This is a genomic window from Streptomyces sp. NPDC051740 (assembly GCF_044453165.1).
Taxonomy (GTDB): domain Bacteria; phylum Actinomycetota; class Actinomycetes; order Streptomycetales; family Streptomycetaceae; genus Streptomyces; species Streptomyces atrovirens.
Genome location: NZ_JBITCL010000017.1, coordinates 17,259 through 32,283, shown reverse-complemented (window position 1 = coordinate 32,283; position 15,025 = coordinate 17,259). Strand labels below are relative to the sequence as shown.

The window sequence follows — 15,025 nt, the reverse complement described above, 5'->3', positions numbered from 1 at the left end:
GCGCGGGGAACTGCGCGACAAGCCACCACGCACCCGCACCCGCACTCGCCCACGCGCCGCAGGCAGCCCCACGCACCGGCGTTTCACTTGGCGCGATCGAAGTCAATCGCGCTGTACGCCCGCAGCTTCGAGAGCCGGTGCTCGGAGTCGATCCGACGGACCGTCCCCGACTTCGACCGCATCACGATCGAATCGGTCGTGGCCGTCTCCGGCCGGTACCGCACCCCGCGCATCAACTCCCCGTCGGTGATCCCGGTCGCCACGAAGAACACGTTCTCCCCGGCGACGAGGTCGTCGGTCGTCAGGACCCGGTCCAGATCGTGCCCCGCGTCGACCGCCCGCTGCCGTTCCTCGTCGTCCTTGGGCCACAGCTTGCCCTGAATCGTCCCGCCCAGGCACTTCACCGCGCACGCCGAGATGATGCCCTCGGGGGTGCCGCCGACGCCGAGCAGCAGATCGATGCCCGTGCCCTCGCGCAGCGCGAGGATCGAGCCGGCCACGTCGCCGTCGGAGATCAGCTTGATGCGCGCCCCGGTCTCCCGGATCTCCTTGATGATGCCCTCGTGCCGCGGCCGGTCGAGGATCACCACGGTGACGTCCTCGGGGGTGACCCGCTTGGCCTTGGCGACCCGGCGGATGTTCACGCTCACCGGCGCGTTGATGTCGACGAAGTCGGCGGCCTCCGGGCCGGTGACCAGCTTGTCCATGTAGAACACGGCCGACGGGTCGAACATCGAGCCGCGCTCGGCGGCGGCCAGCACCGCGATGGCGTTCGTCATGCCCTTGGCGGTCAGCGTCGTACCGTCGATCGGGTCGACGGCGATGTCGCATTCCGGGCCGGTCCCGTCGCCCACGCGCTCCCCGTTGAAGAGCATCGGGGCCTCGTCCTTCTCGCCCTCGCCGATGACGACGACGCCGTTCATCGAGACGGTGGAGACGAGGGTGCGCATGGCGCGCACCGCGGCGCCGTCGGCGCCGTTCTTGTCACCGCGCCCTACCCAGCGGCCGGCTGCCATGGCCGCTGCCTCGGTCACCCGTACGAGTTCCAGGGCGAGGTTGCGGTCGGGGGCCTCGGACGGGACATCGAGCTCGGACGGCAAGTGATGGTGTTCGGTCATCGGAGCGCACCTTTCTGTACGACGACGGCCGGATGAGGGTGTGGGGCACGACTCTATCGCCAGTCCGACAAAATGAGCAGGGCCCCCCACGGATGAGCGCACCGGGCACCTGCGACGATAGGGGGCGTGGCAGGAACGAAGAGCGTGCAGAAAACGGCCCGGGACATGATCCTTTCCCTGGCCCTCATCATGCTCGTGGCGGGAGTGGTCTGGCTGTTCATCCCGCACGAGGACGGCGAACCCGACCTCAAGCGGGTCGACTACCGGATCGACCTGCTCACGGCCCGCAGGGCCGCCTCCTACCCCGTCGCCGCGCCGGAGGGCCTGTCCGAGGCGTGGAAGCCCACCTCCGTCCGCTACAAGGGCACCGAGTCCGAGGCCTGGCACCTCGGCTTCCGTGCCCCCGACGGGGAGTACGTGGCGGTCGAGCAGTCCACGGGCAAGCGGTCGGCGTTCATCGAGGACAGGACGCAGGGCGCCGCGAAGACGGAGACCACGCGGCAGATCGACGGCAGGACCTGGACGCGCTACGAGGGCGACCACTACGACGCGCTGGTGCTGGAGGACGCCGAGGGCTCGACCACGGTGGTGACCGGCACGGCATCCTTCGGCCAGCTGGAGAAGATGGCCGGGGCGCTGCGCACGGAGTGAGCGGGACGTGGACGCGTGTGGGGGGGGGGGGGGGGGGGGGGGGGGGGGGGGGGGGGGGGGGGGGGGCGGGCCGGGGGGGGGGGCGCCCCGGCGCCGCCCCCCCCCCCCCCCCCCCCCCCCCCCCCCCCCCCCCCCCCCGCCCCGTATACGCCGTGCTGGTGCTCAGACGGTCGTGACGACCTGCTCGTACTCCAGGCGCGGGGAGCGCGGGAACCACGCGTCCGGCCCGGGGCGGCCGATGTTGACGACCATCAGCGGGGTGTGGTCGTCGTCCAGGAACTCCTTGCGGAGGCCCTCGAAGTCGAGGCCGGTCATCGGGCCGGCGGCCAGGCCCGCGGCGCGCACACCGACGATGAAGTAGGCGGCCTGGAGGGCGGCGTTCACCGCGGCGGAACCCTCACGCACCGGGCGCTCGCTGAAGAAGGCGTCCTTGGCCTGCGGGAAGTGCGGGAGCAGGGCGGGGAGCTCCTCGTGGAACTCGTTGTCCGCGGACAGGATGGCGACCAGCGGGGCGGCGGCCGTCTTGGCCTGGTTGCCTTCCGCCATGTGCCGGACGAGACGCTCGCGGGCCTCCGGGGAGCGGACCAGGGTGACGCGCAGGGGGCTCTGGTTGAAGGCGGTGGGGCCGTACTTGACCAGGTCGTAGATCGCCCGCACCTGCTCGTCGGTCACCGGCTCGTCGGTGAACGTGTTGGCGGTGCGCGCCTCGCGGAACAGCAGGTCCTGGGCGGCGGGGTCAAGGGCGAGTGACATGCGTGAACCTTCTCGGGGGGTACGTCGGCCCGTCTGTCCGTGGAGGGGCCACGGACGTCCGTGCAGGAACCACGGACCGGTTGACGGGTCCGACGGTACGCCTATGAAGTTCAACGCTCAACTAAATCCGGAACCAGGTGATCCACTTCACAGCTCAGACCTCCCCGGCGTCCTCCGCCCCGCCCTCCTCCTTCTCCTCCGCGAGCGCCGCGTCCAGCCGGGCCCGCGCCCCCTCCAGCCGGCGCCGGCACACCCCGGCCAGCTCCTCGCCCCGCTCCCAGAGCGCGAGGGACTCCTCCAGCGTCGTACCGCCCGCCTCCAGCCGTCGTACGACCTCGATCAGCTCGTCCCGCGCCTGCTCGTACCCGAGCGCCTCGGCCGCCGCCGTCTGCTCCGTCCTGCCGGTCATCCGTCCACCCTCTGTGTATCGACTCGAACTGTGAACTCGCCCTCGGACACCCGCGCCCGCAGGGTCTCACCGGCCTCCACCTCGGCCGGATCCCGCACCGCGTGCCCGTCCGCCCGCTGGAGCACGGCGTACCCGCGCTTCAGCGTCGCGGCGGGGGACAGGGCCACCACGCGCGCGTGCGTGTGCGTCAGCTCGGAGTCGGCCCGGTCCAGCCGGTACCGCAGACTGCGCCGGCTCCGCTCCAGCAGCGCCGTGACCTCCTCCGCGCGCGCGTCGACCATCCGGTGCGGATCCTGCAGCGAGGGCCGGGCCAGCGCGTGCGCCAGCCCGCGCTCCTCCCGGTCCAGCAGCGCCCGGACGGAGCGCCGCGCGCGGTCGCTCAGCAGCCGTACCCGCTCGTACTCCTCGCCCACGTCCGGCACCACCTTCTTCGCGGCGTCGGTCGGCGTGGAGGCGCGCAGGTCGGCCACGTGGTCGAGCAGCGGGTTGTCCGGCTCGTGCCCGATCGCGGAGACGACCGGCGTACGGCACGCCGCCACCGCCCGCACCAGCTGCTCGTCGGAGAACGGCAGCAGGTCCTCCACGCTGCCGCCGCCCCGCGCCACGATGATCACGTCCACGTCGTCGACCGCGTCCAGCTCCTTCACGGCCTGGACGACCTGCGGCACCGCGTGCACCCCCTGCACGGGCACGTTGCGCACCTCGAAACGGACGGCCGGCCACCGCAGCCGGGCGTTCTCCAGCACGTCCCGCTCGGCCGCCGAGGCGCGCCCGCACACCAGCCCGATCAGCCGCGGCAGGAACGGCAGCGGCTTCTTCCGCTCCGGCGCGAACAGACCCTCCCGCGCGAGCGACTTCTTCAGCTGTTCGAGGCGCGCCAGCAGCTCCCCGACCCCCACCGGCTTGATCTCGGCGGCCCTGAGCGACAGCTGACCGCGCGGCGCGTACCACTCCGGCTTGCAGTGCACCACCACCCGCGCGCCCTCGCTCACCACGTCCGCGACGGCGTCGAACACCTGCCGGTAGCAGGTCACGCCCACCGAGATGTCGTGCGACGGGTCGCGCAGCGTCAGGAACACCACCCCGGCGCCAGGCCGCCGCGACAGCTGGGTGATCTGCCCCTCGACCCACACCGCGCCGAGCCGGTCGATCCACCCCCCGATCAGCCGCGACACCTCACCGACGGGCAGCGGCGCTTCCGCAGACGTGTTGAGAGCCATGTCCGCGAGAGTAGTGCGCCCCACCGACAACGCACCGTGACCGCGCCCCCGAGCGCGGCCTTACGATGGGACGCATGACCGCTTCGCCTGGCCGCCGTGTCCTGCTCGCCGCCCCCCGTGGCTACTGCGCGGGGGTGGACCGCGCCGTGATCGCCGTCGAGAAGGCCCTGGAGCAGTACGGGGCCCCCGTCTACGTCCGGCACGAGATCGTGCACAACAAGTACGTCGTGCAGACCCTGGAGAAGAAGGGCGCGATCTTCGTCGAACGGACGGAGGAGGTCCCCCCGGGCAACATCGTCATGTTCTCCGCGCACGGCGTCGCCCCCGTCGTCCACGAGGAGGCCGAGCGCGGCCGGCTCGCCACCATCGACGCCACCTGCCCGCTGGTCACCAAGGTCCACAAGGAAGCCGTCCGTTTCGCGAACGACGACTACGACATCCTCCTGATCGGCCACGAGGGCCACGAGGAGGTCATCGGCACCTCCGGCGAGGCCCCCGACCACATCCAGCTCGTCGACGGGCCGGACGACGTCGCGAAGGTCGAGGTCCGCGACCCCTCCAAGGTCGTCTGGCTCTCCCAGACCACGTTGAGCGTCGACGAGACCATGGAGACCGTCGACGCGCTGAAGGAGAAGTTCCCCCAGCTGATCTCCCCGCCCAGCGACGACATCTGCTACGCCACGCAGAACCGCCAGCTCGCGGTCAAGCAGATGGGTGCCGAGGCGGACCTGGTGATCGTGGTCGGCTCGCGCAACTCCTCCAACTCCAAGCGGCTGGTGGAGGTCGCCAAGCTGGCCGGCGCCCGCGCGGCGTACCTGGTGGACTTCGCCGACGAGATCGACGAGGCCTGGCTGGAGGGCGTGACCGCGGTCGGCGTCACCTCGGGCGCCTCGGTGCCGGAGATCCTGGTCGAGCAGGTGCTGGAATGGCTGTCGGGGCGCGGCTTCGAGGACGTCGAGCTGGTCAAGGCCGCCGAGGAGTCCATCATCTTCTCCCTGCCCAAGGAGCTCCGCCGCGACCTGCGCGAGGAGGCGGCGGCCCTGGTGGCCGAGCGCGGCGGCTCCGGGGCGGATTCCGCGCGGTGACGGCCGAGCGGGTGTGACGGTCAGGGAGACCGCCTGACGTGACTGTCCGTCGTACGTCGTAACGTAGGGCCATGCAGATCTTCGGCGTGGACATCGGCGGTTCCGGGATCAAGGGTGCCCCGGTCGACCTGGACAAGGGGGACCTGGCGCAGGAGCGCCACAAGATCCTCACCCCGCACCCGGCCACACCGGACGCGGTGGCCGACGGCGTGAAACAGGTCGTCGACCACTTCGGCTGGACCGGACCGGTCGGGGTCACCTTCCCGGGTGTCGTCACCGGCGGCACCACGATCCGTACGGCGGCCAACGTCGACAAGAGCTGGATCGACACCGACGCGCGCGTGCTGCTCGGCGACCGGCTGGGCGGCCTGCCGGTGACGGTGGTCAACGACGCGGACGCGGCCGGCGTCGCCGAGATGCACTTCGGCGCCGGACGCCACCACCGGGGCACGGTGATCCTGCTGACCTTCGGCACCGGCATCGGCAGCGCCCTGTTCGTGGACGGCGTCCTCGTCCCCAACAGCGAGCTGGGCCATCTGGAGCTGAACGGCCACGACGCGGAGAAGCGGGCCTCCAGCAAGGCCAGGGAGGACCACGACCTGTCGTGGGAGGACTGGGCGCACCGGGTGCAGAAGTACCTGGCCCACGTGGAGATGCTGTTCTCGCCCGAGCTGTTCATCATCGGCGGTGGCGTCAGCCGCAAGTCCCACAAGTTCCTGGACCGCATCCAGGGCATCGAGGCGGAGATCGTCCCGGCCCAGCTCCAGAACAACGCGGGCATCGTGGGCGCGGCGATGCGCGCGGCGACGGGCGCCTGAGGGACGTCAGGGGCGGGGGCGGTTCCGCGCGGCGCGCCGGTTGAGCATGCGCACCCGGCGCGTCCTGCGGCCGAGCACGAGCAGGCTCGCGGCCAGCGTCCCGCCGTAGAGCCACCCGGCCTGGGTGGCGAGGCCCGTCACCATTCCCATCAGCCGGTCGGCGGTGCCGCCGCCGCCCTCGTCGGCGAGCGGGACCAGCCCCAGGGCGAAGGCGATCGGCACCACGACGGGCGCGATGAGCAGGTCCCCCTCGCGCACCCACAGCGCGGTCAGCACGCACACCGGCAGGAAGAGCACGCCGTACACGGTCTGTGACGCCCCGAACAGGGCCTCGGTCAGCAGACCGAGGACGAGCATCACCAGCCCGCAGAACAGGCTCAGGCCCAGCCCGGTGAGCCGCGGGTTGGGCAGCCGCCGGATCGCGGGCGGGGGAGCGGGCCGGCCCTCGGGCACACGGGCGGGCCGGGCGGGCCGCGCGACCCCGCCTCCCGCCGCCCGCCCCGCCTGCGGAGGCAGCGGCGGCTTGGCCGGCTCGGCCGGCCCGGCCGGCCTGTCACGTCGCGGTCCGTACCGTCCGTACCGCGCGGGTCGTGTCCTGTGTTGCTCCACTGCACCAACGTAGGTCGTTTTATGTGCCGAACGGCCTGTCAGACACGCCGGGGATCGCGGTCCGGCCGGACGTTCGACGGGTCGCCGGGTCGCGGGCGGCCACGCCGTAGACTGGTGGATCGGCCCACACAGCCCAGTCGGCCGGTCCTCGTCCCCCATCCTCACGTACGGGAAGTCGCAACGTGTCGCTCACGATCGGAATCGTCGGTCTGCCGAATGTCGGCAAGTCGACCCTGTTCAACGCCCTGACCAAGAACGACGTGCTGGCGGCCAACTACCCGTTCGCCACGATCGAGCCGAACGTCGGCGTCGTCGGTGTCCCCGACCCCCGCCTCACCAAGCTGGCCGAGATCTTCGGCTCCCAGCGGGTCCTCCCGGCCACGGTCGACTTCGTCGACATCGCCGGCATCGTGCGCGGCGCGTCGGAGGGCGAGGGCCTCGGCAACAAGTTCCTCGCGAACATCCGCGAGTCCGACGCGATCTGCCAGGTCATCCGCGCCTTCAAGGACGAGAACGTCGTGCACGTCGACGGCAAGGTCTCGCCGAAGGACGACATCGAGACGATCAACACCGAGCTGATCCTCGCCGACCTCCAGACCATCGAGAAGGTCCTTCCCCGCCTCCAGAAGGAGTCGCGGATCAAGAAGGACGTCGCGCCGAAGGTCAAGGCGGTCGAGGAGGCCAAGGAGATCCTGGAGAAGGGCGACACCCTCTTCTCCCAGGGCATCGTCCAGGGCACCGAGCGCGCGGAACCCCTCCACGACCTGCACCTCCTCACGACGAAGCCCTTCCTCTACGTCTTCAACGTCGACGAGGACGAGCTGACCGACGAGGACTTCAAGGACGAGCAGCGCGCCCTGGTCGCCCCCGCCGAGGCGATCTTCCTCAACGCCAAGCTGGAGGCGGACCTCGCCGAGCTGGACGAGGACGAGGCCCTCGAACTCCTCCAGTCCGTCGGCCAGGACGAGCCCGGCCTCGCCACCCTCGCCCACGTCGGCTTCCGCACCCTCGGCCTGCAGACCTACCTCACGGCAGGACCGAAGGAATCCCGCGCCTGGACCATCAAGAAGGGCGCCACCGCCCCCGAGGCCGCCGGTGTCATCCACACCGACTTCCAGAAGGGCTTCATCAAGGCGGAGGTCATCTCCTTCGCCGACCTGGTGGAGACCGGCTCGGTGGCGGAGGCCCGCGCCAAGGGCAAGGCCCGTATGGAGGGCAAGGAGTACGTCATGCAGGACGGGGACGTGGTGGAGTTCCGCTTCAACGTGTAGCGGGTGATTCGTTGACCGGCTGAACCGCTGGTCAGAGAGCGGAACCCCAGCTCAGGGGCCAGATCGTAAGGTCTGGCCCCTTCCTGTTTCCGCAGGCTGTTTCCGGCTGTTCCTGGGGCTGGGCTGACTCGCTGAGAGCCGCGGGAACTGCTCTGACCTGGGGTTACGGCGGAGCTACGAGAGCGGAGCGAGTGTCTGCGAACGCCCCCTCGGCCGGGGCTGTTGCTCCTGAGATGCCGGGTCCCTGATGAACGGGTGCCTGCCGGGTTTCCCGTCTCGGAAAGCCGGGGAGCTCGACCCGGAAGCCGGCAGGTCGGAAGCATCGGCTTGACCAAGCCTGCCGACAGGAGGGGGAAAGCCGTCACCCCGGCCGGGACCAGGCGGCGGCAACAGCACGCCCTCGCAGCATGGCGATGACGTGTCCGAGACCCCGGGGAGACTTCACTCCGGTCCTTGACCGCGCAGCCGCGTTCCTCGGCCGCCGCATCCCGTACCAACCGCCACTCGCGTGCATCCGGCCGGCGCGCACCGTGCGCGGCCGAACGCCCCCACCGGGCCGGCGCGCCTGCGGGGCGGGTCTCGCCCCGCAGGCCGCTTGTGTCATTCGCGTTGCACCGCGGCCCTCGCAGTGGACGCCGCCCCGAGCGTCATGTGCCCGTTCGCCGCAGCAGGCCCTGCTCCATCGCCACCACCACGGCCCGGGTGCGGTCGCTGACGTCGAGCTTGGCGAAGACCCGTAGCAGGTGGGTCTTCACCGTCGCCTCGGCGATGAAGAGGCGCTCGCCGATCTGCGCGTTCGACAGCCCGTCGGCGACCGCGGTCAGTACGTCCACCTCCCGGCTGGTCAGCTCCACCGGCGCCGGCCGGCGCATCCGCGCCACCAGCCGCTGGGCGACCCGCGGCGCCAGCACCGTCTCGCCGCGGTGGGCCGCGTGGATCGCCTCCACCAGGCGCTCCCGGGTGGCGTCCTTCAGCAGATAGCCGGTCGCGCCGGCCTCCACCGCGCGCTCGATCTCGGCGTCGGTGTCGTACGTGGTGAGGATCAGCACCCGGGTGCCGGAGTGCTCCGCCACGATCCGCTCCGTGGCGCCGACCCCGTCGAGCACCGGCATCCGCAGGTCGAGCAGCACCACGTCCGGCCGTACCTCGCCGACCAGCGACACCGCCGCGCGGCCGTCGCCCGCCTCGCCGACGATCTCGATGGACGGCTCCGCGGAAAGCAGTGCCACCAGTCCGGAGCGCATGACGGTGTGGTCGTCGGCCACGATGATGCGCAGCTTGGGCTCGTCCGTCATGTCACTCCTGACCTTTCGCGGGGAGTACGGCGAGGACGCGGGTGCCGTCGCCGGGGGAGCTGGTGAGGGTGAGCTCGCCGCCGAGTTCGGCGAGTCTTCGGCGCATGCCGTCCAAGCCGAAGCCGCTCGCCTCGTCGACGCGGAAGCCGCGGCCGTCGTCGGTGATTTCGAGCTCGACCGCGTCGGGGCCGGCGCTGAGCACGACGCCGACGGCGGTGGCGGCGGCGTGCTTGCGGACGTTGGCCAGGGACTCCTGGGTGCAGCGCAGCAGGGCGATGCGGGTGGTCTGGTCGAACTCGAGGCCGTGCTCGGGCAGCTCGGCCGTCACCGGGATGCCGGTGTCCTCGGTGAAGCGCTCCAGGGTCCGGCGCAGCGCGTCGGCGGACGCGCCGGTCCGCGGGGCCGAGCCGACCAGGGCGCGGGCCTCCGCCAGGTTCTCGCGGGCTGTCTGCTCGATGGAGCGCAGCTGCTGCGCCCCGCGTGCCGGGTCGGACTCCAGCGACGTACGGGCCGCCTCCGTCAGCACCACGATGGAGGCGAAGCCCTGCGCGAGCGTGTCGTGGATCTCCCGCGCCAGCCGCTCGCGCTCCGCGGCGGCGCCCTCGCGGCGGTGTGCCTCCGCCAACTTCTGCTGTGCGTCCTCGAGTTCGGCGCCCAGCCGCTCGGCGCGGGCGTCGTTGCGGGTGGCGATGTGGTGCAGCCAGAGCCCGAGCAGCGAGCCCGTGGCGTAGCCGATGAGGGCGGCGGTGGCGTTGCCGGTGCCGAAGTCCGGGCTCCAGCCCTGGTCGGCGACGCCGCCGAGGACGGTGGCGGCGGTGGCCGCGCCGCTGAGCGCGACCGCGCGGCGGGGCCCGTCCGCGTAGATCCAGAACATCGGCAGCGACACGATCAGCAGCGCCGCCCCGCCGCCCGGCAGCGCCGCCATCGCTCCGAGCGCGGGGATCAGCAGCCACAGGAAGACGAGCGGTCGCACCGGCCGGTCGCCCGGCCACAGCCGCAGCAGCCCGTAGCTCACGCCGAGTACGGCGAGCACCGCCGCCGACAACCAGCCCGTCCGGCCGCCGTCGTGCAGGGCGATGGCCGAGGGGGACAGCCCGAGGAACACCCAGCAGGCGTCGTACCAACGGCGGAGCCCGCGTATGCCGATGGTTTCCTCGGGCTGCCGCGGTTCGCTGCTCATGCCGCGTCAGCCTACGGGCACGGCCGGCTCGGTCCGCGCGACGCGGGCCGCGGCCCGGCGCGACGGCCACCACGCCCGGTCGTCGAGCAGCAGCAGCGCGGCCGGCAGCACCATCATCCGGATCATCACCGCGTCCAGCAGCACCGCCACTGCGAGGCAGAAGCCCATCTGCTTCATCTCCGCCAGGTGCAGGGCGACGAAGCCGCCGAAGACCGTGACCATGACGATCGCCGCGCTGGTGACCACCTTCGCCGACTTCCCGATGCCGTCCAGCACCGCCTCGCGGGAGGAAAGACCGCGCTGCCGAGCCTCCTGGATCCGGCTGACCACGAACACCTGGTAGTCCATCGAGAGCCCGAAGAGGATCACGAAGAGGAACAGCGGCACCCGGGACGCAATCGCGCCGATCGAGTCGAAGCCCAGCAAGGTCTCCGCCCAGGTTCCCTGGAAGACCGCCACCATCAGCCCGAGCGCGGCGGCCGCGGAGAGAAGGTTCAGTACGACGCCGAGGAGGCCGATCACCACCGAGCGGAACGCCCACACCGTCATCAGGAACGTCACCAGCAGCAGCGCCCCGAGCATCAACGGCAGCTTGCCGCGCTCGTGGTGCACATAGTCCTGACCGCGCGCGACATCGCCGCTGACGGCGGTCTCGGCGCCCCGCAGCTCCCAGGTGGTGGCCGGGATGTAGACGTCCCGCAGCCGCTCCAGCGACCGGACCGCCTCGTCGGCCTGGGCGGGGTGCGGCACGGACAGCTCCAGAACGCTGGTACGGCCGTCCGCGGATGTGCGCAGCGAGGGCACGGCATGCTTCGTGAAGAGTGCGTCTGCCTGCGCGTGCTCATCCAGCTCGGTCAGCGCCCGCCGTGCCTCGCCCTCCTGCCCGGGCGCGTTCCGCACCACCACCTCGTGCTTCACCAGCAGCTCGGGAAAGTCCGCGGTCAGCCGGTCGTACGCCTGCATCGCAGGGATGTCGCGGGAGAAGGTGTCCCGCCCCGGGTCGATCAGCTTCATCTGCAGCACGGGCATCGCCAGCGCCAGCAGCGCGAGTACGGAGACGACCAGCGTCGCCACCGGGCGCCGCTGCGCGGGCCGCAGCAGGGCGGCGAAGAACCGCCCGGTCTCGGCCCGTTCGGCGCGCGGCGCCTTCCCCTTCCGTGCCCGCTGCGCGGCCCGGCGCTCGGTGCGCCGGCCGAGCTTCACCAGCAGAGCCGGCAGCACAGTCAGCGAGCTCGCCACCGCCACGGCGACGACCAGGACGGTGCCCGTGGCGAGCGAAGAGAAGATCACATCGGTGGCGAGATAGAGGGTGGCCGTGGACGCGATCACCGCGAGCCCGGAGATCACGATCGACCGCCCGGCCGTCGCCGCCGCCAGCTCCACCAGCGCCTCCGACGTAAGCCGCCCGCCCGCGCGTGCCCGCTCCTCGCGCTCCCGCTTGAGGTAGAAGAGCGTGTAGTCGACGCCGACCGCCAGGCCGATCAGGAGGATCAGGTTCGTGCCCACGCCCGCGTCCGGGATCAGGTGCGAGGCCAGCATGTTGAGGCCCATCGCCGCGGTGATCGAGGTCAGCGCCAGCAGCAGCGGCACCCCGGCCATCACCGCCGAGCCGAAGACGACCAGCAGCGTGATCAGCGTGACCGGCAGCGAGATCCGCTCCGAGAGGGCGAGATCCTCGTCGCGCTGGTCGTTGACGCCTTTGCTGATCGCGGGGGAGCCGGTCTCCTCGATCTTCAGATCAGGGTGGGCCTTCGCCACCTTCTCGGTCTCCGCCAGCAGCGGGACGACGTTCTTCTTGCCCTCTAGCTCGGGGCCCTTGAGGGTCACCGACACGCGGACGGTGTCGCCGTCGCGCGAGCGCACCGGATCGGCGACGCTCGCGACTTCCGGCAGCTTCGCCATCCGCGCGGCGACGTCCCGGGCCGCGGCCTCGGTGCCGTCGCCGCCGCGGATCGTGACGTGCTCGACCGGCTTGCGCTGCAGCCCGGCCTCGGTCGCCAGCTGCTCGGCCCGGCCGGCCTCGCCGACCCAGTAGTCCTCGGTGGTTGCTTGGTGGGTTCCGGCCGTGATCCCTGCGCCGAGGCACAGCACCACGAAGACGAGCCAGCCGATGATCGCCCGCCAGGGGTGGAGGGCGCTCCAGCGCGCCATCCTTACGGAGATGTTGGTCATGACATTGATGCTGGTCGCGAGGCCAGGGGCGGCATGAGGACCAGCAGGTTGAACCTCGTGTCCACCGACCGGTGGACACGAGGTTCAACCTGCTGGTCCGCAGTCGGTCCGCAGGACACTCGCAAACAGTCATCGGGAACCAACAGGTGCCAACGGGGAAGTAACTGGTCAGAACCCCGGACGGGGCTCCGTCGCAGATCAGGGTCGGGCCGCAGGCATTCCGCTTCAACGTGTGACGCGCTCCTACTGCCGTACGCACAGCTCACGAAGGAGCCGACCCGTTCGGGGTCGGCTCCTTCGCCGCGACGGTGCCGGCCCCGGAGGCCGGCGTCAGCCGCTGACGGTGATGTTCGAGCTGCCGCTGCTCTGGTAGCCCTCGGTCGCCATGACCATGTAGTACTTGAACTGGCCGAGGTTCATGCCCGCGCGGGCCCAGGCGTCGAAGTGGTTGCCGGTGGTGATGGTGCCGGAGCCGCTGGTCACCTTCGACTGGCGGACGCTCCAGTACTGGTCGAAGGTGCGGGTGCCCTCGACGGAGGGGGCGTTGTACCGCGTCGTCCTGTAGATGTCGTACGTGCCGCCGTCGCTGTGGACGGTGCCCCTGTACTCGCCGGTGGGCCGGTAGCTGCCCCAGTTGTCGACGATGTAGTACTCGACCAGCGGGTTCGAGGTCCAGCCGTAGAGACAGCCGTAGCCGTTGCCCGACGGGTTGAAGTACCCGGTGTAACGGACCGTCCTGCGCCCGCCGTTGGCCCAGCCCTTGCCCGCGACGAAGTTGCCGCAGTTGGTCCACCTGGTGCTGTAGCTGCCGCCGCCGTTGAGGGTCATGGAGACCGAGCCGCCGCCGTCGGTCCAGAACGTGTAGTACATGCCGTCGTAGCCGGTCTGGTTGGTGGTGATGGTGGTGGCGGCGTGGGCGGTGCCGGGGAGTAGCAGCCCGGACGCGGTGGCCAGCGCGGCGGCGCCGCCGGCGGTGCCGGCGAGGAAGCCCCGACGGCTCAGGCCGGGGGGAACGATCGTCTGCTGGGTCTGGTCCTGCTGCGTGCCGTCCTGGTGCATGCTGCTGCTTCCTTCCGATGAAGGCAGGTGGGGGACCGCGCGGCCTTCTGCCGCCCGGCGGCCTTGCATGGAACGCGCTCTTCTGCTCCGGCGGCCTTAGTTTTCTGAGGGCTTCATGGGCCTGTCAACAGTTTCGGCATTCTTTCGGAAACATCTCCGCGCCCGAAGGGATGCTTGACGCGTGTGTCTTCCCTGTTCAAGTAACCGATCACGCGGACCGGTATGGGGGGAGGAGGAGGGTTCGGGGATGCTCGGGGCGCAAGTGTGTACGGTCGATCCGAAAGTTTCGAAGGCGGGAGAGGGGAGCTGCGGCACTCCGCCGGCGTGCCGGTGTCGGCCATGCCTTCGGTCTGCCGAGAGGGAGGCCGGAGGGCGCAACCCCGGGTCAGGGGTGAGCCCCCACGGTCTGGCCCCTCGTGTTCCCAGATGCCCGGGAGGAGCTGCGCAGCCAGGTGGCTACGGCCGGGTCCAGCCGTCGGCGAAGCCGCACTGGAGGTCCGTCCGGCGGCGCTGCTCGGCAGGGGTGTAGCCGGCGTCGTCGCGGAGGTGGGCCAGGGCGTCGACCCACCGGTCCCGGAGGCCGTCGGGCTGGGTGAAGCGAACCGCGCGGTGGGCGCCGAGGCGGTCGTCGAGGTGGAGGAGGGCGCCGAGGGCGGCGGGTTGGTCGTAGCGGAGGTCGGTGCGGGGGAGGTAGTGGTCGAGGTAGGCGGTGAGGACCTCGGCGTCGGCGTGGGTGCCGAAGCGGGCCAGGGCGAAGCAGTAGGCGCTGCCGGAGAAGCAGAAATCGCTGGCCAGGAGCAGGTCGCCGAGACGCTCGCGGAACGTGACGCGTCGGGCCGCGCCGATCAGCCAGGCGGCGGTGAGGCGTGAGCGCCATTCGTAGCCGAGGAGGGCCTCCAGTTCGGCGTCGGTGATCGTGGCCGCGTCGTCGATGAGGTGGCGGGTGAAGCGTTCGGCGTGCGGCCACCCGGGCCGCAGGACGCGACCGCTCTTCAGGTCGAGGTAGCGCGGGCGGCCCGAGTCCTTCCTCGTCACGTAGCGCTCGATCACGTAGCCGTAGCCGATCCCCTCGGGGTGCTGGGACGGCATCGGTCACCTCTCCGGGTGCAGGTCGGTACGGTCGATCCAGGTGGGGGCGACGAAGATGTCGTCGCCGGCGGGGGCTCCGGAGGCTTCCAGCGGGGACCAGGCGCGGGACTCCTCGACCAGATGCTCCCAGGGCGCGGTCCGGTCGAGTTCCCGGTCCAGGCCGGTGTCGGAGACGCCGTACGTGCGGCCGGCGTCCACTCGCCAGAACTGGGAGTAGAGGATCACCTGGGGAACCGGGCGGTCAGCCGTCGCGCCGACCCGGTGACCTCCGGGACCGTGAGGTAGCGGTGCGTCAT

The 15,025-nt window shown here is 71.3% G+C and carries 15 protein-coding genes; 4 read left to right on the top strand and 11 right to left on the bottom strand.

The window, feature by feature from the left end; genetic code table 11:
* Positions 1-83: 83 nt before the first annotated feature.
* Complete coding sequence (glpX, locus tag ACIA6T_RS25655; RefSeq protein WP_399448818.1) at positions 84-1,118, bottom strand: class II fructose-bisphosphatase; 1,035 nt, start codon at positions 1,116-1,118, stop codon at positions 84-86.
* Positions 1,119-1,244: 126 nt separating this feature from the next.
* On the opposite strand from glpX, the gene ACIA6T_RS25650 reads away from it, so the two are divergent.
* Complete coding sequence (locus ACIA6T_RS25650; RefSeq protein ID WP_399448817.1) at positions 1,245-1,769, top strand: DUF4245 domain-containing protein; 525 nt, start codon at positions 1,245-1,247, stop codon at positions 1,767-1,769.
* Between the two features lie 162 nt (positions 1,770-1,931).
* On the opposite strand, the gene ACIA6T_RS25645 is transcribed toward ACIA6T_RS25650, so the two are convergent.
* The 3 genes from ACIA6T_RS25645 to xseA all read right to left on the bottom strand — a co-directional run bounded on the left by ACIA6T_RS25645 (position 1,932) and on the right by xseA (position 4,151).
* A complete protein-coding gene (locus ACIA6T_RS25645; RefSeq protein WP_073932252.1) occupies positions 1,932-2,522 on the bottom strand; it encodes a malonic semialdehyde reductase in 591 nt (196 codons plus the stop codon).
* A gap of 154 nt (positions 2,523-2,676) precedes the next feature.
* Positions 2,677-2,931, bottom strand: coding sequence for an exodeoxyribonuclease VII small subunit (locus ACIA6T_RS25640; protein ID WP_399448816.1), 255 nt, complete (start codon positions 2,929-2,931; stop codon positions 2,677-2,679).
* Positions 2,928-4,151 carry an exodeoxyribonuclease VII large subunit gene (gene xseA / locus ACIA6T_RS25635; RefSeq protein ID WP_399448815.1) on the bottom strand — a complete coding sequence of 408 codons (1,224 nt, stop codon included), beginning with the start codon at positions 4,149-4,151 and terminating at the stop codon, positions 2,928-2,930. The genes ACIA6T_RS25640 and xseA overlap by 4 nt, the downstream gene beginning before the upstream one ends.
* A gap of 65 nt (positions 4,152-4,216) precedes the next feature.
* On the opposite strand from xseA, the gene ACIA6T_RS25630 reads away from it, so the two are divergent.
* Together ACIA6T_RS25630 and ppgK are read left to right on the top strand one after the other, a co-directional pair.
* Positions 4,217-5,236, top strand: a complete 1,020-nt coding sequence (locus ACIA6T_RS25630; RefSeq protein WP_399448814.1) for a 4-hydroxy-3-methylbut-2-enyl diphosphate reductase — start codon at positions 4,217-4,219, stop codon at positions 5,234-5,236.
* Between the two features lie 71 nt (positions 5,237-5,307).
* On the top strand, positions 5,308-6,054 hold the full coding sequence (gene ppgK / locus ACIA6T_RS25625) for a polyphosphate--glucose phosphotransferase (protein ID WP_399448812.1): 747 nt from the start codon (positions 5,308-5,310) through the stop codon (positions 6,052-6,054).
* Between the two features lie 6 nt (positions 6,055-6,060).
* On the opposite strand, the gene ACIA6T_RS25620 is transcribed toward ppgK, so the two are convergent.
* Positions 6,061-6,663 (bottom strand): DUF6542 domain-containing protein, encoded by a 603-nt coding sequence (locus ACIA6T_RS25620; protein WP_399448810.1) that lies wholly within the window; start codon positions 6,661-6,663, stop codon positions 6,061-6,063.
* A 182-nt stretch (positions 6,664-6,845) separates the two neighbouring features.
* Here ACIA6T_RS25620 and ychF point away from each other — a divergent pair, with 182 nt between their 5' ends.
* The gene (gene ychF / locus ACIA6T_RS25615; RefSeq protein ID WP_399448808.1) at positions 6,846-7,934 is read left to right on the top strand and encodes a redox-regulated ATPase YchF; all 1,089 of its coding nucleotides are present in this window, start codon (positions 6,846-6,848) and stop codon (positions 7,932-7,934) included.
* A gap of 647 nt (positions 7,935-8,581) precedes the next feature.
* On the opposite strand, the gene ACIA6T_RS25610 is transcribed toward ychF, so the two are convergent.
* From ACIA6T_RS25610 to ACIA6T_RS25585, 6 genes are all read right to left on the bottom strand, one after another.
* The gene (locus ACIA6T_RS25610) at positions 8,582-9,229 is read right to left on the bottom strand and encodes a response regulator (RefSeq protein ID WP_399448807.1); all 648 of its coding nucleotides are present in this window, start codon (positions 9,227-9,229) and stop codon (positions 8,582-8,584) included.
* 1 nt (position 9,230) lies between these two features.
* On the bottom strand, positions 9,231-10,409 hold the full coding sequence (locus ACIA6T_RS25605; RefSeq protein ID WP_399448806.1) for a histidine kinase: 1,179 nt from the start codon (positions 10,407-10,409) through the stop codon (positions 9,231-9,233).
* A 6-nt stretch (positions 10,410-10,415) separates the two neighbouring features.
* Positions 10,416-12,581, bottom strand: a complete 2,166-nt coding sequence (locus ACIA6T_RS25600; RefSeq protein ID WP_399448805.1) for an MMPL family transporter — start codon at positions 12,579-12,581, stop codon at positions 10,416-10,418.
* A gap of 330 nt (positions 12,582-12,911) precedes the next feature.
* A complete protein-coding gene (locus ACIA6T_RS25595) occupies positions 12,912-13,640 on the bottom strand; it encodes a glycoside hydrolase family 11 protein (RefSeq protein WP_399448804.1) in 729 nt (242 codons plus the stop codon).
* Positions 13,641-14,096: 456 nt separating this feature from the next.
* Entirely contained in the window at positions 14,097-14,729 is a 633-nt protein-coding gene (locus tag ACIA6T_RS25590) for a DUF6000 family protein (RefSeq protein ID WP_399448802.1), read from the bottom strand.
* A 3-nt stretch (positions 14,730-14,732) separates the two neighbouring features.
* A complete protein-coding gene (locus ACIA6T_RS25585; RefSeq protein WP_399448801.1) occupies positions 14,733-14,954 on the bottom strand; it encodes a hypothetical protein in 222 nt (73 codons plus the stop codon).
* Positions 14,955-15,025: the final 71 nt, after the last annotated feature.